Annotated in this window: 17 protein-coding genes; 5 read left to right on the top strand and 12 right to left on the bottom strand. The window is 67.8% G+C overall.

The annotated features are described in order from the left end of the window. Nucleotides 1–19: 19 nt before the first annotated feature. The 6 genes from ACXJLH_RS05965 to dusB all read right to left on the bottom strand — a co-directional run bounded on the left by ACXJLH_RS05965 (nt 20) and on the right by dusB (nt 6,652). Nucleotides 20–307 (bottom strand): antibiotic biosynthesis monooxygenase family protein, encoded by a 288-nt coding sequence (locus tag ACXJLH_RS05965; protein WP_457442927.1) that lies wholly within the window; start codon nt 305–307, stop codon nt 20–22. Between the two features lie 2 nt (nt 308–309). Continuing rightward, a complete protein-coding gene (locus ACXJLH_RS05960) occupies nt 310–1,950 on the bottom strand; it encodes a GMC family oxidoreductase (RefSeq protein WP_457442925.1) in 1,641 nt (546 codons plus the stop codon). Between the two features lie 2 nt (nt 1,951–1,952). After that, a complete protein-coding gene (locus ACXJLH_RS05955; protein WP_457442923.1) occupies nt 1,953–3,371 on the bottom strand; it encodes a coniferyl aldehyde dehydrogenase in 1,419 nt (472 codons plus the stop codon). 252 nt (nt 3,372–3,623) lie between these two features. Beyond that, nucleotides 3,624–5,204, bottom strand: coding sequence for a bifunctional phosphoribosylaminoimidazolecarboxamide formyltransferase/IMP cyclohydrolase (purH, locus tag ACXJLH_RS05950; protein ID WP_457442921.1), 1,581 nt, complete (start codon nt 5,202–5,204; stop codon nt 3,624–3,626). 115 nt (nt 5,205–5,319) lie between these two features. Next, nucleotides 5,320–5,568, bottom strand: coding sequence for a helix-turn-helix domain-containing protein (locus ACXJLH_RS05945; RefSeq protein ID WP_056202949.1), 249 nt, complete (start codon nt 5,566–5,568; stop codon nt 5,320–5,322). A gap of 19 nt (nt 5,569–5,587) precedes the next feature. Next, nucleotides 5,588–6,652: a tRNA dihydrouridine synthase DusB gene (dusB, locus tag ACXJLH_RS05940; protein ID WP_056202947.1), complete on the bottom strand. Its 1,065-nt coding sequence runs from the start codon at nt 6,650–6,652 to the stop codon at nt 5,588–5,590. Nucleotides 6,653–6,715: 63 nt separating this feature from the next. Between dusB and ACXJLH_RS05935 the strand changes: the two genes are divergently transcribed. Then, the gene (locus ACXJLH_RS05935; RefSeq protein ID WP_457389176.1) at nt 6,716–7,213 is read left to right on the top strand and encodes a YqaA family protein; all 498 of its coding nucleotides are present in this window, start codon (nt 6,716–6,718) and stop codon (nt 7,211–7,213) included. A gap of 253 nt (nt 7,214–7,466) precedes the next feature. Beyond that, entirely contained in the window at nt 7,467–8,954 is a 1,488-nt protein-coding gene (locus ACXJLH_RS05930) for a carboxypeptidase M32 (RefSeq protein WP_457442919.1), read from the top strand. Nucleotides 8,955–9,241: 287 nt separating this feature from the next. Here ACXJLH_RS05930 and ACXJLH_RS05925 read toward each other — a convergent pair whose 3' ends face one another. The 6 genes from ACXJLH_RS05925 to ACXJLH_RS05900 form a co-directional block, all read right to left on the bottom strand. Further along, nucleotides 9,242–9,427, bottom strand: a complete 186-nt coding sequence (locus tag ACXJLH_RS05925) for a hypothetical protein (RefSeq protein ID WP_056202941.1) — start codon at nt 9,425–9,427, stop codon at nt 9,242–9,244. Continuing rightward, nucleotides 9,427–9,654, bottom strand: a complete 228-nt coding sequence (locus ACXJLH_RS05920) for a hypothetical protein (RefSeq protein WP_457442917.1) — start codon at nt 9,652–9,654, stop codon at nt 9,427–9,429. The genes ACXJLH_RS05925 and ACXJLH_RS05920 overlap by 1 nt, the downstream gene beginning before the upstream one ends. Further along, complete coding sequence (locus ACXJLH_RS05915) at nt 9,651–10,358, bottom strand: hypothetical protein (protein WP_457442915.1); 708 nt, start codon at nt 10,356–10,358, stop codon at nt 9,651–9,653. Before ACXJLH_RS05915 ends, ACXJLH_RS05920 begins: the two co-directional genes overlap by 4 nt. Then, the gene (gene lpxC / locus ACXJLH_RS05910; protein ID WP_457442913.1) at nt 10,355–11,290 is read right to left on the bottom strand and encodes a UDP-3-O-acyl-N-acetylglucosamine deacetylase; all 936 of its coding nucleotides are present in this window, start codon (nt 11,288–11,290) and stop codon (nt 10,355–10,357) included. The genes ACXJLH_RS05915 and lpxC overlap by 4 nt, the downstream gene beginning before the upstream one ends. Nucleotides 11,291–11,308: 18 nt before the next feature. Continuing rightward, entirely contained in the window at nt 11,309–13,270 is a 1,962-nt protein-coding gene (locus tag ACXJLH_RS05905) for a sensor histidine kinase (RefSeq protein ID WP_056202934.1), read from the bottom strand. A gap of 102 nt (nt 13,271–13,372) precedes the next feature. Continuing rightward, nucleotides 13,373–13,936 (bottom strand): TetR/AcrR family transcriptional regulator, encoded by a 564-nt coding sequence (locus tag ACXJLH_RS05900; RefSeq protein WP_056202931.1) that lies wholly within the window; start codon nt 13,934–13,936, stop codon nt 13,373–13,375. A 115-nt stretch (nt 13,937–14,051) separates the two neighbouring features. Here ACXJLH_RS05900 and ACXJLH_RS05895 point away from each other — a divergent pair, with 115 nt between their 5' ends. Genes ACXJLH_RS05895 through ACXJLH_RS05885 form a run of 3 tightly spaced genes read left to right on the top strand, consistent with a single transcriptional unit; the run spans nt 14,052 to nt 16,775 of the window. Further along, nucleotides 14,052–14,747 (top strand): SDR family oxidoreductase, encoded by a 696-nt coding sequence (locus ACXJLH_RS05895; protein ID WP_457442911.1) that lies wholly within the window; start codon nt 14,052–14,054, stop codon nt 14,745–14,747. Between the two features lie 22 nt (nt 14,748–14,769). Further along, entirely contained in the window at nt 14,770–15,594 is an 825-nt protein-coding gene (locus ACXJLH_RS05890) for an alpha/beta fold hydrolase (RefSeq protein ID WP_457442909.1), read from the top strand. Then, nucleotides 15,591–16,775, top strand: a complete 1,185-nt coding sequence (locus tag ACXJLH_RS05885) for a Bcr/CflA family efflux MFS transporter (RefSeq protein WP_457442907.1) — start codon at nt 15,591–15,593, stop codon at nt 16,773–16,775. Before ACXJLH_RS05890 ends, ACXJLH_RS05885 begins: the two co-directional genes overlap by 4 nt. The last annotated feature ends 23 nt before the right edge of the window (nt 16,776–16,798 follow it).

Genomic DNA, 16,798 nt, shown 5'->3' with positions numbered 1-16,798 from the left:
ATGTTCGCATCCCGAGGCTTCAAATCTGCTCGTAGTGCAGCACCGTCGGGAACGGGTCATAGAAGTGGTGCAGCAACCGGCGCCATTCCTGGTAGCCCTCGGACTTGCGAAAGCCTACCTCGTGGTGCTCGACGCTCTCCCAGCGCACCAGCAGCATGTAGTGATCGGCGCGCTCCAGGCAGCGCTGCAGCTCATGGCCCAGGTAGCCGGGCATGAACGAGATGATTCCCTGCGCGACGGCAAAGGCCCTCTCGAACTCAGCGCCCTGACCAGGCCGCACCTGAAGCTGCGCGATCTCCAGGATCATGCTCAGGCCGCCTGCGCAACGATCTCGGGCTGGCGGGCTGCAACCTGCATCATCTGCGCTGCCTTCTCGCCGATCATCATGGCCGGCGCGTTGGTGTTGCCGCTGATCAGCGTGGGCATGATGGACGCATCCACCACGCGCAGGCTTTGCAGGCCGTGCACACGCAGCTCGGCGTCCACCACGGCCATCGCGTCCGTGCCCATCTTGCAGCTGCCCACCGGGTGGTAGATGGTGTCGGCGCGCTGGCGCAGCAAGGCTTCGATGTCGGCATCGGAGTGCGTCTCGGTGCTCCACATCTCGGTGCGCCAGTGCGCGCGCAGCGCCGGCTGGTGCAGAAGCTCGCGCGTGAGCTTGAAGCCGGCCACCATCTGCGCCATGTCGTCGGCATGCTGGAAGAAGCCTGGGTCGATCAGCGGCGCGGTGCCGGCGTCGCGACCGGCCAGCCTGACGGTGCCGCGGCTCTGCGGGCGCAGCAGGCACACGTGGCAGGACATGCCGTGCCCCAGGCGCATCTTGCGGGCGTGGTCCTCCACGGCGGCGACGACGAAGTGCAGCTGGATGTTCGGCCGCGCCTGCGCGGCACTGGTGCGCAGGAAGCCACCGCCTTCGGCGAAATTGCTGGTCAGCATGCCGCGGCGCTCGGCGCGGTAGCGCTGGACGGCGCGCCAGAAAGCGAACCCGCCGCGCAGCGACAGGCCGAAGGTGTCGAGGCTGCTGCTGCGCAGGCCGAACACAAAGTCCGGGTGGTCCTGCAGGTTGGCACCCACACCGGGCAGGTGGTGCAGCACGGCGATGCCCTGCGCCTGCAGTTGCGCCGCATCGCCCACGCCGGACAGCATCAGCAGTTGCGGCGACTGGATGGCGCCCGCCGCCAGCACGACCTCACGCCTGGCCTGCAGCCGACGCAGCACGCCGCCCACCTTCACCTCCACGCCCACCGCGCGGCGGCCGTCGAACAGGATGCGCTGAACTTGCGCCTGCACGGTCACGCGCAGGTTGGGCCGGCCGAGGTGCGGGCGCAGGTAGGCGCGGGCCGCACTGCAACGCTCGCCGCGGTCCTGCGTGACCTGGTAGATGCCAACGCCTTCCTGCGTTTCGCCATTGAAGTCGGCGTTGATGACGTGGCCCGCCTCACGCCCCGCGGCCACCCAGGCCGCCTGCAGCGGGTTGTCAGTGCGCAGCTGGCTGACCTTCAACGGCCCATCGCGGCCATGCAGCGGGGCGCCGAAGGTGTCGTTGCCCTCGCTCCTGATGAAGTGGGGCAGTACATCGCTCCAGCCCCAGCCGGGGTTGCCGAGCGCGGCCCAGTGGTCGTAGTCCTCGCGCTGACCGCGGATGTAGACCATCGCGTTGATGCCCGACGAGCCACCCAGCATCTTGCCGCGCGGCACATAGCCGCGGCGGCCATTCAGGCCCGGCTGCGGCACCGTCTCGAAGGCGTAGTTGTGCAGCTTGCTGGGCACCATCAGCACGGCACCCGTGGGCACCGTCCCCAGCCAGTTGCTGACGTCGGCACCGGCTTCCAGCACCAACACCTGGGTGCCGGGGTCTTCGCTCAGCCGGCCGGCGAGCGCCGAGCCGGATGAGCCACCGCCGATGACGATGACGTCGTGGGTCTCGTCGAAAGCTTGAGGGTCGTTCATGGTCAGGCGATGCGTCGCAGCAGCGAAAGGAGTTTCTCGAAGGTGGCACCGTAAGGCGGCTGGAACAGCTTGGTGCCGGCAAAGCGCGACTGGATGAACAGCGGCTTCTCCTTGCTGAAGGTACGGAAGCCCCACTCACCGTGGTAGGAGCCCATGCCGCTGGCGCCCACGCCGCCGAAGGGCTGCTCCTCCTGGCCCAGATGCCACAGGCAGTCGTTGATGGTCACGCCGCCGGCATGGGTTTCGCGCATGACGTGGTCGCGCGCAGCGCTGTCGGTGCCGAACCAGTAGAGCGCCAGCGGGCGATCACCGCGGTTGATGTGGGCCAGGGCTTCGTCGACCTTGTCGTAGCCGACGATGGGCAGCAGCGGGCCGAAGATTTCTTCCTGCATGACGGTCGCCTCGGCCGACACGTCCAGCAGCAGGGCCGGCACCAGGCGGCGGTCCTGTTGCGGATCGGGCTGCTCGTCATGGCTGCGCAGCACGCGGGCGCCGCGCTCGGCGGCGTCGGTGAGCAGGCCTTGCAGCCGCGCGTGGTGGCGCGGCGTGGCGATGCTGGTGTAGTCGGCATTGCCGGCGATGCGCGGGTACATGCGGCGCATCTCGGCCAGGATCTTCTGGCTCAGCGGCTCGACCATCTCCTTGGGCACCAGCAGGTAGTCGGGCGCGACGCAGGTCTGGCCGGCGTTGAAGAGCTTGCCGAAGGCCAGGCGCGACGCGGTCAGGTCGAGGTTGCAGCTGCGGTCGACGACGGCCGGCGACTTGCCACCGAGCTCCAGCGTCACCGGCGTCAGGTTCCTGGCCGCGGCCTGGGCCACGTGGCGGCCCACGGCGGTGGAGCCGGTGAAGAACAGGTGGTCGAAGGGCTGCGTCGTGAAGGCCTTGCCCACTTCGGCGTCACCGGTGATGACCTGCATCTCTTCGGGCTTGAAGTATTCGGCGACGAGGCGGGCCATCAACTCGGAAGTGGCCGGCGTCAGCTCGGACGGCTTGATCAGCACGCGGTTGCCGGCGGCCAGCGCCGCGACGGCCGGCTCCATCGCCAGGTAGTAGGGGTAGTTCCAGGGCGACACGATGCCCACGACACCCAGCGGTTGGCGCATCAGCACATTGCGGCCGGGCAGGAAGTGCAGCGGCGTGGCGACGCGCCGGGTCTTCATCCAGCGGCGCAGATGCTTGATAGCGTGGCGGGCGCCGGACTCGACGGTGAAGATGTCGGCCAGCAGCGATTCCTGGCGGGCGCGATGGCCGAAGTCCTGGGCCATGGCGCTAGCGATCGCCTCGCCGTGCTGGCGCGTCATCTTGAGCAGCCGTTGCAGGCGGTCACGGCGCACCTCGTACGAGGGCATGCGGTCGGCCTCGTAGGCGCGGCGTTGCGCCGTCAGCGCCAGATGCAGGCGCTCCTGCAGGGCGGTGTCCATGGGCATGTCTCCGGTTCTCGATCTAGTGCGTCGAGGCTAACCGCAAGACGGGCCCCCACCATCGGGGGAGGCCCTGGACTAGAGGCGCGCGTCTAGTCCCCGAGGTGACACGGGCATTTCATGGGATTTGCGGGCCGAGCGCTGGGCCGCTCCCGAGCCGGCCCGCCTTGGCGATGTGCTTGCCGGTCAATCCGGCAAGCATCGCCGTCCCCTCGGGGGACCGGCCAAGGTACTCCTTGGACGAGGGGCTCTTTAATGGCGGAAATGGCGTACGCCTGTGACCACCATCGCGATGCCGCGCTCGTTGGCGGCAGCGATGACTTCGTCGTCGCGCATGGAGCCACCCGGCTGGATGACGCAGCTCGCGCCCGCGTCGGCCAGCACGTCCAGGCCGTCGCGGAAGGGGAAGAAAGCATCGCTGGCCACGGCCGAGCCCTGCAGGCTCAAGGACGCATGCTGGGCCTTGATGGAGGCGATGCGGGCCGAGTCGAGGCGGCTCATCTGGCCGGCGCCGACACCCAGCGTCATGCCGCCGCCGCAGAAGACGATGGCATTGCTCTTCACGTACTGGGCGACGGTCCAGGCGAACATCAGGTCGTCGAACTGCTGGGCCGTGGGCTGCAGCGTCGTGACGACCTTGAGGTCTTCCTTCTTCAGGAAGTGGTTGTCGGACGTTTGCAGCAGCAGGCCCGAGCCGACGCGCTTGCTGTCGCCGGCATTGCGGCCCTGGTCCCAGGGGCGTGGGCCGCCCGGCGGCAGCGCGATCTGCATGAGGCGCACATTGGCCTTGGCCTTGAAGATCTCCAGCGCCTCGGCGCTGAAGCTGGGAGCCATCAGCACTTCGACGAACTGCTTGGCGACGAGCTGGGCCGCCGCGCCGTCCACTTCGCGGTTGAAGGCGATGATGCCGCCAAAGGCGCTGGTGGGGTCGGTCTTGAAGGCCTTGCTGTAGGCCTCGGCCGCGGTGCCGGCCACGGCCACGCCGCAGGGGTTGGCGTGCTTGACGATGACGCAGGCCGGCGTGTCAAAGCTCTTCACGCATTCCCAGGCCGCATCGGCATCGGCGATGTTGTTGTACGAGAGTTCCTTGCCCTGCAGCTGCTTGCCGGTGACCAGCGACCCAGGTGCCGGGAACAGGTCGCGATAGAGGGCCGCACTCTGGTGCGAGTTCTCGCCGTAGCGCAGGTCCTGCACCTTGACGAAGGTGGCGTTCATCTGCGCCGGGTACTCGGTCTTGCTGCCGTCTTCCTGCAACGCGGACAAGTAGTTGCTGATGGCCGCGTCGTACTGGGCGATGCGGTTGAAGGCGGCGACCGAGGCGGCGAAGCGCGTCTTGTCGCTGGTCTTGCCATTCGCCTTCAGTTCGTCCAGCACGGCGGCGTACTGGGCCGCGTCGGTCAGCACCGTCACGTCCTTCCAGTTCTTGGCCGCGCTGCGCACCATGGCCGGGCCGCCGATGTCGATGTTCTCGATGGCGTCTTCCAGCGTGCAGCCGGGCTTGGCCACGGTCGCCTCGAAGGGGTAGAGATTGACAGCCAGGATGTCGATGCGCGTGATGCCGTGCTTCTCCATCGCCGCGACATGCTCGGGCGTGTCACCACGGGCCAGCAGGCCGCCGTGGATCTTGGGATGCAGCGTCTTCACGCGGCCGTCCATCATTTCCGGGAAGCCGGTGTGCTCGGCCACCTCGGTGACGGGTAGGCCGGCTTCGGCCAGCAGCTTGGCGGTGCCGCCGGTGGACAGCAGCTTGGCGCCCAGGGCGTGCAGCGCTGAAGCGAATTCGAGGATGCCGGTCTTGTCGGAGACCGAGAGCAATGCAGTGAGTTGGGTCATATTCTTGATCAGTTGGGGTCGGAGCTTGTCGCTGCGCTCGAAGGTCCAACCCGCAAAGCATGTTCAGTTGAGGTCGGAGCTTTTCGCTTTGCTCAAAGGTCCAACCCGCAAAGTCTTATAGATTGTGATCGGTCAGCTTGCGGCGCAGCGTGTTGCGGTTGATGCCCAGCCATTGCGCGGCCTTGCTCTGGTTGCCGCCGGCTTCACGCATGACGATCTCGAACAGTGGTTTCTCGACCAGCTTGACCAGCATCTCGTGCATCGAATGCGGCTCCTGGCCGTCGAGATCACGGAAAAAGGCTTCGAGGTTGTCGCGCACACAGGCGTCGATGGGGTTGGGCGTGGTGTTCTTCTGGGCACTCATGACAGGGCGCGAATGGGTTTCAGGCGGCACAGGCTTCGTCGGCCTGTGCGTCTTCGTCGTTGGCGGCCGCGACGGTGGGCGGCAGCCGGTCGTGGGTCTGGCCGAGTTCATCGAACCAGTCACGCAGAGCCTGCAACTGCAGGTCGCAGCTCTCGAGCGTATTCATGTGCTGGCGGAAGGCTTCGCCGCCGGGCAGGCCGCGCACAGCCCAGCCGATGTGCTTGCGGGCGCTGCGCATGCCGCTGAGCGCACCGTACAGGCCGTAGTGGTCGTGCAGATGCTCGGTCAGCCAGTCGCGTGCTTCAAGCACGGTGGGCGCGGCTAGGTGTTCGCCTGTCGCCAGAAAGTGGGCCACCTCGCGAAAGATCCAGGGCCGCCCCTGGGCGGCACGGCCGATCATCAAGGCGTTGGCGCCCGTGTAGGCGAGCACGTCGCGCGCCTTCTCGGGCGAGTCGATGTCGCCGTTGGCGACGACGGGAATTGTCAGCGCTGTCTTCACGGCGGCGATGGTGTCGTACTCGGCCAGGCCCTTGTAGCCCTGCTCGCGCGTGCGGCCGTGGATGGTCAGCATCGCGATGCCGGCCGACTCGAACAACCGGGCCAGCCGCAGCGCGTTGCGTTCGTCGGCGCTCCAGCCGGTGCGCATCTTCAGCGTGACGGGCACGCCGCCAGTGACTCCACTTTTGGCACACACCGCGACGACGGCTTCGACGATCTCCAGCGCCAGCGCCTCGTTGCGCATCAGCGCCGAGCCCGCCCATTTGTTGCAGACCTTCTTGGCCGGGCAGCCCATGTTGATGTCGATGATCTGGGCGCCACGGTCGATGTTGTAGGCCGCCGCCTCGGCCATCATGGCCGCGTCGGTGCCGGCGATCTGCACGGCAATGGGCCCCGGCTCGCCGCTGTGGTCGGCCCGGCGTGAGGTCTTGAGGCTGCCCCACAGCTCCTTGCGCGACGTGACCATCTCGCTGACCGCATAGCCTGCGCCCAGGCGGCGGCAGAGCTGGCGGAAGGGCCGGTCCGTCACCCCTGCCATCGGCGCCACGAAGAGCCGGTTGGGGAGAAGGTGGGGGCCGATTTGCACGAGAGGGTCTGCTTAAAAAAGAGGCGAGATTGTAGCCATCCGGCCGCACCGACAATGACCGCCATGGAAGCCTGGCTCGGTCAATTCATCAGCGAGCTGCTCGCCGCCCTGGCTCTGCCCCAGGTCGGGCTGGTGGCCGTCTTCGTCATCACTTTCGTCTCGGCCACCCTGCTGCCGCTAGGCTCGGAGCCGGCCGTCTACCTCGTCGTCAAGGCGGACCCGAGCATGTTCTGGGCCGTCATTGCAGTGGCCACGGTCGGCAACACGCTGGGCGGCATGACGAGTTGGTGGATAGGCTACGGCGCCGAGAAGGCGGTCGAGGCGGTGAAGCATCACGAGCCCTCGCACTCACGTGCGATGCGCTGGCTGCAGCGCTTCGGCCCCAAGGCCTGCCTGATGAGCTGGCTGCCCATCGTCGGCGACCCGCTCTGCGCCGTGGCCGGCTGGCTCAAGCTGCCGTTCTGGCCCTGCGTGGGCTGGATGGCGCTGGGCAAGTTCCTGCGTTTTTTGCTCTACACCGTGGCTTTGATTTGGCTGATTCCGGAGACCTGGTTGTCATGACGCTGCCCCTCGCCCAATCTCGCCCGGCTGAACGCGGACGAGACCGGTCGGTCTTGCAGACCGCGCAGCCGACGGAGCGGCTGCCCTTCGGTAGGCACCACAAGTCCACAGGACTTGCCGTGTCCGGCCTCAGCCCCCGCGGGGACGGCGATGCTGGCGGCATCGAGCCGCCAGCACATCGCCAGCGCGGGCCGGCTCGGGAGCGGCCCAGCGCTCGGCCCGCAAGTTCCAATACCCCACTACGTGGATTGACATGACCTCTGCCTACCAAGATTTGGCCACGCGCCAGCAGCGCCTGCACCACCTCGGCCATCTGCAGGCCATCGCGCAATGGGACCAGGCCGCCAACATGCCGGCCAAGGGCAACGAGGCGCGCAGCCTGGCCCTGGCCGAGATGGACGGCTTGCTGCACCAACTGGCCACCGACCCGGCCCTGCCCGGCCTGCTGGAGGCTGCCGACGCCGAGCCGCTGGACGAGGGCCAGCGCGCCAATCTGCGCGAGATCCGCCGCGTCTGGCGCGCCGCGAACGCGCTGCCGCAGGCGCTGGTGGAAGCCAAGAGCCTGGCCAACAACCGCTGCGAACACGCCTGGCGCGGCCAGCGCCCGGCCAACGACTGGGACGGCTTCGCGCCGAACCTGCGCGAGGTGCTGAAGATTGCGCGTCAGGAAGCCGAACTGCTGTCGCAGAGCGCTGGCCTGTCCAAGTACGACGCGCTGCTCGACAACTACGAGCCGGGCATGCGCAGTGCCGACGTCGAGGCCGCCTTTGCGCCGCTGCGCGGCTGGCTACCGGGCTTGATCCGCGACGTGACGGCCAAGCAGGCCGGTGAGACCGTTATCCAGCCCGTCGGCCCCTTCCCCACGGCGGCTCAGAAGGCCCTCGGCCTGGACGCGATGAAGCTGATGGGCTTCGACTTCGCGGCCGGCCGCCTGGACGAAAGTACCCACCCCTTCTGCGGCGGCGTGCCCGAGGACGTGCGCATGACGACGCGTTACCGCGAGGACGACTTCCTGCCCAGCCTGATGGGCACCATCCACGAGACGGGCCATGGCCGCTACGAGCAGAACCTGCCGCGCGCGCTGCTCGGCCAGCCCGTTGCTCGCGCCCGCTCCATGGGCATCCACGAGAGCCAGAGCCTGTCCTTCGAGATGCAGCTCGGCAGCCACCCCGCGTTCGCCGGCCTGCTGTCACCGCTGCTGGTGAAGCATTTCGGCGACCAACCCGCCTTCGAGCCCAGCAATCTGAACAAGCTGCTGACGCGCGTGAAGCCCGGGTTCATCCGTGTCGATGCCGACGAGGTGACCTACCCTGCGCACATTCTGCTGCGCTTCGACATCGAGCGCGCCCTCATCGAGGGCCAGGCCGAGGTCGACGACATCCCGGCACTGTGGGACGCCAAGATGGCCGAGTTGCTCGGCCTGGACACGCGCGGCAACTTCAAGGACGGGCCGATGCAGGACGTGCACTGGCCCGCCGGCCTGTTTGGCTACTTCCCCTGCTACACGCTGGGCGCCATGTACGCGGCGCAGTGGTTTGCGGCGATGCGGTCCCAACGCCCCGACCTGGATGCGCAGATCGCCCGCGGTGAACTGGGCACGGTGTTCGACTGGTTGTCCACCCATGTCTGGCAGACGGCCAGCCGCTATGAGACGCCCGAACTGGTGCGGCGCGCCAGCGGCGAGGCCTTGAACCCGGCGCATTTCGAGGCCCATCTGCGCAGCCGCTATCTCGGCAGCTGAATTCAAGCAAAGACAGACAGCTTGTCGACAGCTTGCGCTGGGGTGTGGGAACAAAAAAAGGGCCGCTCCTGCGGGAGCGGCCCAATCAGTTTCAACAACGATCTCTCTCTCTTCAATCCACTGCGCTTCCCCGGCCCCCCGGCCTTCTCCGCGCGTGGCGCCCGGTTTGTGGAGTCCCGGACTGGGCCGCTGCAACGCGAACAGCGACCGTGATTGCATTCTGAGCACATGCCGCCGGCCTCGCATCCCCGCAAGCCAAGGGGGCGCGCGATGCGGCGTGACGAGCGTCACAGCAACAGCGCCAATCGCTCCAGGATGAGCACGCCGAAGAAGGCCAAACCGGCCACCAGCGTCCATTTCATGATCATCAGCCCAAGCCGCCGCCAGCGCGCCTGGCCGGTGGCGATGGAAAAGGCGAAGCACAAGACAGCCGAGAACAGCAGCAGGCCGACGACGAGGCGGGCAATCAGCATCAGAAAGCAGCTCCAGCTGCAGTCTTGAAGTACCGCGCATGGGTATGGCGCAAGGTGGTTTCGTCGGCGGCCGCTAGCAAGACGACCTCCCGTTGCTCACCCGATTGCAGATGCAGCAATTCCAATTTCAGACGCTCTTCCTGCGCAAGCAGGCGCTGCCGATCATCAAAGACCGTCATGCGATGAAGGCGGCGGTGCTTGGGATCGAAATCCATCAGATAGATCATCGCGACTCTCCAAGGGCGGGAATTACCTCCACGAGCGCCTTCAACAACTCGGTCAGGTTCTCGCGGTCAGGCGTCATGTCCGGGCCAGGAGGCATCATGGACACAACGGGTAGAGGAACTGGCATTGTCTCGCCATCGAGTCCTAGCTCGACCTGATCGACAGCCGTTGAAAGTGACGCAAGCCATTGCTGCAGTACGGCGTGGCCAACGCCGTACTTGAATTCAAGGCCTACTTTGTCGGCGATGCGTTCACAGACTTGTGCCCACAAATGCTGCAGCTCGGTCCGGATCTGGATCTCGACGCGACGACCTTCCACCCCGACGACCAGATGCAAAGCACGGTAGCCGTGGCTGGGCCGGGCAATACGGTCGATCAGCTTATGGTCAGCAAACCTCAGCGCCAAGGCGCTCGCTAGCGAGCGTTGTGCTTGCCGGTCTGCCACAACGATGCGGCAGCCGGCAATATCCTGCATGGTTGCTAGGCGCGAGCCGCGCTCCCGCTGCAGCTTGGCGCAAATGGCAGGAGTCGATTTCGCTTCACGCGAGGCGGGCTGCTGCAGAAACTCCTCTCTCAGCACCCGCTCGACTTCTGCGCTCGCATTTGCGAACTGCCGCCGGTACTCATCCAGCAAATGCAGGTCAGCCTCGGAAATCGGCCCTGCGCGCAGCCTCTCGCCCAGCTTGTTGACCTGCGTCGTGCTCACCACGCCGGTGCCAACTCGGCGAAGCCCTTGGGCGCCTGGCGCTCATCGTCGAAGTGGACGATCTCGTAGGCGGCCTCGTCGGCCAGCAGCGCGCGCAGCAGCTTGTTGTTCAACGCATGACCACCCTTGAAGGAGGTGTATGCCGCCAGCAGCGGCATGCCGGCGACCTGCATGTCACCGATGGCATCCAGGATCTTGTGCTTGACGAACTCGTCGTCATAGCGAAGGCCATCGGCGTTCAGCACCTTGTAGTCGTCGACGACGATGGCGTTGTCCATGGAGCCGCCCAGCGTCAGGCCGCGCGAGCGCATCAGGTCGATGTCGGCCGTCATGCCGAAGGTGCGTGCGCGGGCGATCTCCTTCTTGTAGGTACCCGAACCCATGTCGAAGACAAAGCTGCTGCCGGTGGCGGCCACGGCCGGGTTGTCGAACTCGATCTCGAAGCTCAGTGTGTAGCCGTGATGCGGCTCCAGCCGGGCCCACATCAGCTTCTTGCCCTCGCCGTGGCGCACTTCGATGGGCTTCTTCACGCGCAGGAAGCGCTTGGGCGCGTCCTGCATGACGATGCCGGCCGACTGCAGCAGGAAGACGAAGCTCGCCGCGGAGCCATCCAACACCGGCACCTCGTCGGCGTTGATGTCGATGATGAGGTTGTCCAGGCCCAGGCCCGCGCAGGCGGACAGCAGATGCTCGATGGTCTGCACCTTGGGCGCGCCCGGGTCGCCGCCAGGGCTGATGGTGGTGGCCATGCGCGTGTCGCTGACCGACGTCACACCGACCGGGATGTCGACCGGTGGGCAGAGGTCGACGCGGCGGAAGACGATACCGGTGTCAGCCGGCGCTGGGCGCAATGTCAGCTCGACCTTCTGGCCGCTGTGGATGCCGACGCCGACGGCGCGTGTGATCGACTTCAGGGTGCGTTGCTTGACCATGGGGTCAATTGTCCAAGATCAGACCTCGCCTTTGCGCTCCACGGGCAATCTGAGCGACAGGCGCGTGCCCATGCCGGGCTGGGAGTCGATGCGCAGCTTGCCGCCCAGGCGCTGGGCGCGCTTGATCTGGCTCTTCAGGCCGCGGCCGTGCTGAATGCTCTGCAGGTCGAAGCCGGCGCCATCGTCCTCGACGCGGATCTCAACATAGCTGCCGTGGTGGCGCGTCACCATGCGCACGCGGCTGGCCTGGGCATGCTTGAGCACGTTGTTCAGTGCCTCCTGCATCAGGCGCAGCACATGCAGCGCGTCGGGCGGCTCCAGCCAGGCCAGGGGCGGCAGGTCCTGCACGTCCCAGTCAAGCTTGAGGCCGCCGATCTGCAGCCGTTTTCCCAGGCGGTAGCGCATCGTCGCCAGCAGCGAGACGAGGTCGTGGCCGACCGGCTCCAACGAGTCGATGACCAGGCGCAGGTCGTCCACGCATTCGCGCAGCACCTCCACGCACTGCTCGTGCGACATGCTGCCTTGCTCCATCGCCACCAGCGCCGACAGCAGCGAGGAGCCGAGGCCGTCGTGCATGTCGGCCATGATGCGCTGACGCTCCAGCAGCAGGGCCTGCTGGCGCTCGGCCTCGCGCAGCTGCGCGTTCTGCGCATGCAGCACCGAGACCTGCTCGTCCAGGTCCTCCTGCAGCTGGCTGTTCTCGGCCTGGACCTGCTCGACGGCACCGACATAGCGGCGCTGCACCGCATGCAGGAAGCTGAGCATGACGGCCAGCGTCGCGAACGGCATCAGGAAGAAGTGTTCGGGCCAGGCCCAGCCGGCCAGCACGGCGAGGTCGTGGCCGCCGATGACGACGCCGATGACCAGCGCCACGGCCATGATGCGCAGCTCGGTGCGGCGCTCCCGCCAGGCCAGGAAAGCCACCCAGGCCGTGCCGATGGTGGCGACGCCGGCCGTGACGGCGTACTGCATGACGACCATGTCGAGCTGGCGCAGCCACAGCGGCATGCTGAGCAGGCTCACCAACGTCACGCTGGCGGTCAACGCCCACTCCAGCCACAGGATGCGCCGGCTCGCAAAGCGCAGCGCGAACAACAGCGCCGTCAGCATGACCCAGCCCATGGATGCGTGTGTGGCCCACCAGAACCAGTCCTGCCCCGCCGGCGAAGCCGGCAGGCTGACGTAATAGTGCAGGTTGCGCACCATCCATGCGGCGGCACCGAGGGCAAACAGCCCATAGATGGCCTCGGGGCGGCGCAACCACAGCGTCAGCGCGAACAGCCCTAGCACCGCCAGCGTCAGGCTGACGGCCTGGGGCAGGCCGTTCTGGGCGCGCACCCGCCACAGCCAGCGTCTTTCCAGCTGATCGCGCGGGGCGATCCAGATGCGTGACACCGCGTGATAGCTGCCCGCCGGCACCGGCAGAGCGACGACCACGTCCAGCCCCTGGGCACCGATGCCGGGCAAGGGCAGCCACAGGGGCTGCACCCATTGCTCGCGCTCGGCATGCTGGTTGTCCAGCAGGGCCTGCCAGCCTTTGTCGGTGCGGGCCAGCACCGCGGCCGACAACGTGACCAGACGCGGCAGATACAAGGCCATGGCTTCGTCCCGCCCGCCCGGTACGTGAAGTCGGTACCAGCGCATCTCGTAGCCCCGCGCATCGCTGACCATGGCCGCGCCGGGGCGTGAGCGCACGTCAGGCATCGCCACGGGCTTCCAGGCCGCTTCGTCCTCGGGAGGCAGCAGTTCAGGCGGCAGCTCGAGATGGTCGCCGCCGGCCACCGTGTGGTGGCGCAGTGCGGTCCACCAGACGTCGAGCTGGTCGCGCGTCCAGGCGGTGGTGGCAAGCTCAGCGGGGGCCGCGTCATCGCTCCCGGCCCGTGCGCTGGGTTGGGGCAATCGCTGTGCCTGTAACGGCAGACAGGCCAGCAAGGCCAGCAGCAGCAGGCCGCGGCGCCATAGCAGGCCCAACTCAAGCATCCCTATGATTTCTTCTAGGCGTTGACATGGGGCGCGAGCATGCCACAGGGGCTGGCCGCGCCCCAACCGCCGCAGCACCGCTGGGCGGCGGGTGGCGACCGTTCAGCCGCCGGCAGGCAGACTCTTGCGGGCGGCCTCGCGGAGTTCGCTGGACAGCGCGGTGTCGCCGCCGACAGCGCGTGACAGCAACAGCGCCCCCACCAGCGTGGACAGCATGGCCAGCGCCTGCTCGCGTTGCTCGGGCGCCGAGTCGGCCGGCATCTGTTCCTGCAGCGTTGCCACGAGGTTGGCGACGCCCTCCGCAAACACCTCCCGCACGGCCGGCCCGCCACGCGCAGCATCACCCGCCAGCGCGACCAGGCCGCAGCCGGCACCGATATGGTCACGGTGAGCGTCGGACAGATAGGCCTTGACCCAGGCCTGCAGGCTGCGGTCGGACTGCGTCTTCCACTGCTCGCGGTTGGCCTGCAGCGCGCGCCGCGTCGCCTGGGCAGCCAAGTCGTCCTTGGACTCGAAGTGGCCATAGAAGCCGCCACGCGTCAGGCCGGCGGCCTGCATCAGGTCGTTCAGGCCGATGCCATCGAAGCCGCGCTCGCGAAACAGCTGGGCGGCGTTGTCGAGGATGCGTTCGCGGTTCTCTTCGGCCTGGGCGCGGCTGACCTTCATCGCGGTCTCCTGGGGTCTTTGTGTGGGCGGGCTTGACGCATTTTATATGTTGACCGACATTTATATCAATCATGTCGTTCGACATGAATAAGCAGATCGAGAAGGAATTGCCACCATGAGGCTCAAGAACGCCATCGTCTTCATCACCGGCGCCAACCGCGGCCTGGGCCGCGCCTTTGCCCAGGCCGCGCTGGCCGCGGGCGCCGCCAAGGTCTATGCCGCCGCGCGTGACCCGGCCTCCATCGACCTGCCCGGCGTCGTGCCCGTCGCGCTGGACGTGACCGACCCTACCCAGGTGGCCGCCGCGGCTGCGCAATGTACGGATGTGACGCTGCTGATCAACAACGCGGGCATCTCGCAGCAGGCCGGCGTGCTCGGCGCGGACGCCATCGCAACGGCGCGCCGCCATCTGGACACCAACTTCTTCGGCGTCTGGGCGCTGACCCAGGCCTTCGCGCCGGTGCTGCAGGCCAACGGCGGCGGCGCGGTGCTGAATGTACTGTCCGTGCTGAGCTGGGTGACGGTACCGGGCCTGACGCCCTACAGCGCCAGCAAGGCCGCCGCCTGGGCGCTGAGCAATGGGCTGCGTAGCGAGCTGAAGGCCCAGGGCACGCAGCTGACCAGCCTGCATGTGGGCTATATGGACACCGACATGACGCGCGGCATGGACGCCCCCAAGTCTGCGCCGGCCGATGTCGCTCGCCTGGCCCTGGCCGGGCTGGAGGCCGGCGCCTTCGAGGTGCTGGCTGACGACATCAGCCGCCAGGTCAAGCAGAGCCTGTCCACGGCCGCGCCAGCTTACGCGGGCTGAGCCCCGAACTCAGGAGAACGCCATGCTCGCCTCCCCTGCCCTTGCAGCGCCTTTCACGGCCCATGACGACGGCCACCTCGCAGCGGCCCGCCATGCCTTCTCGGCGCCCGAGCGCGTGCCGCTGACGGCCGAGGAGCGCGCTGCGCTGGCTGGCCACGCCGAACCGCCGCTGCGCCACGAAGGCCTGAAGCTCGCGCGCTGGACGCTGGGCGTCGGCCCACGCGTTGTCCTCGTCCACGGCTGGAACAGCCGCGGCGCCCATCTGCTCGGCTTCGCCCGGCCCCTGGTCGAGGCCGGCTTCTCGGTCACCCTTTTCGATCTACCCGCCCATGGCGACTCGACCGGTCATGCGGCCAGCGTCGTGCATGCCGGCCGCGCACTGCGCGCCGTGGTGGCCGACATCGGCAAGGAGGTGCACGGCGTCATCGGCCATTCGATGGGCTCGGCCGCCGCGCTGCTCGCGTTTGCCCACGGCTGGCGAGTCGGGCGCAGCGTGCATCTGGCCGGCCCCTCCTCGCTGTCGCCCATGGTCAAGGGCCTGGCCGCCGCTCAAGGCCTGGGCCCGGCGGATGCGGCCGCATTCGCGGGCTGGGTGGAACGCTTCATCGGCACGCGCATCACCTATGTGGATCTGGAGCGGCTGCAGCATGGCCTGCGCCATCCCGGGCTGATCGTCCACGACCCGGAGGATCGCACCGTGCCTTTCGCTGCATCCGAGGCGCTGCATGCGGCTTGGGCTGGCTCGCATCTGCAGCGCGTGAGCGGGCTTGGCCATCGCCGTCTGCTGGCGGATGCCGACGTCATTGCGCGCAGCATTGCCTTCATTGCCGAAGGAGCCAGGCAATGAGCGCCGTGCCCCGCCCCTGGCTGCTGACGCTGGCCGCGCTGTCAGCGCTGGCGACGCTGTCCACCAACATCCTGCTGCCGTCTCTGCCCGTGATGGCGCAGGCCCTGGGGTCGAGCGAGGCGGCCATGACGGCGGTGCTCAGCCTCTTCCTCGCCGTGTTCGCGCTGGCCCAACTCATCGTCGGCCCGCTGTCGGACCGCATCGGCCGCCGGCCCGTGGTGCTGGGCGGCTTGGCCGTCTTCATCGTGGGCAGCGTGGTTTGTGCTTTGGCGAGCGATCTGCCGTTGCTGCTGCTCGGCCGCGCGCTTCAGGCCGTCGGCGTCGCCGCCGCGTCGGTGCTGGCACGCGCCGCCGCGCGCGACCGTTTCGAAGGCCCGCAACTCGCTGCGCTGCTCGGCCGCATCATGGTCGTCATGGCCGCCGCGCCGGGCTTCTCGCCGCTGCTGGGTGGTCTTGTACAGGCCGCCTGGGGCTGGCGGGCGCTGTTTGTCGTGCTGGTGCTGGCGGGGATGACGCTGGCGGCGGCCTATGTCGGCATCGTCGGCGAGACGCTGCCGGCCGAGAGACGGCGACACCAGCCGGCCAGCGCGCTGGCACGCGGCTACGTCGTGCTGCTGGGTGATGCGCGCTTCATGCGCCCGGCACTCGCCACCGCCGCCATCCTCGGCGCGCTGTTTGCGTTCTTCGGCACCGCGCCGCTGGTGCTGGCGCGCGACTTCGGCTTCAGCGCGCTGCAGGTCGGGCTGTTCTTTGCCACGTCCGTGTTCGTCGTCTTCGCAGCAGGGCAGACCGCGCCGCGCTGGGCCGCGCGCTGGGGTGGCCCCACCGTGCTGCGCATTGGCGCAGCGCTGGCAACACTCGGCGGCCTGACGATGCTTGTCGCGAGTGGAGCCGGTCTCGCGGGCTTTGCCGTCGCGGTGGGCATCTTCCTGTTCGGCATGGGGCTGGTCTCACCCACTGGCACCGCACTGGCGTTGACGCCATTTGCATCGCAGGCCGGCCAGGCCTCCGCGCTGCTGGGCTTTCTGCAGATGGCGGCAGCGGCACTGCTGACAACGGCTGCCGCGACGTTGCCCGGTGCGCGCATGGATGCCTTGGCCCTGGTGCTGGCGGGAGGCGGTTTGCTGGCCCTGCTTTCTGGCGCCGCAAAGCCGGCCGCGGCGGTAGTACGCGCGTCCTGACAAAGCAAAAGGGCGAGCCTCAC

It is taken from the genome of Roseateles sp. P5_E4 (assembly GCF_054049255.1).
The sequence above is the reverse complement of the archived record's forward strand: the minus strand, read 5'-3'. Positions and strand labels throughout refer to the sequence as shown.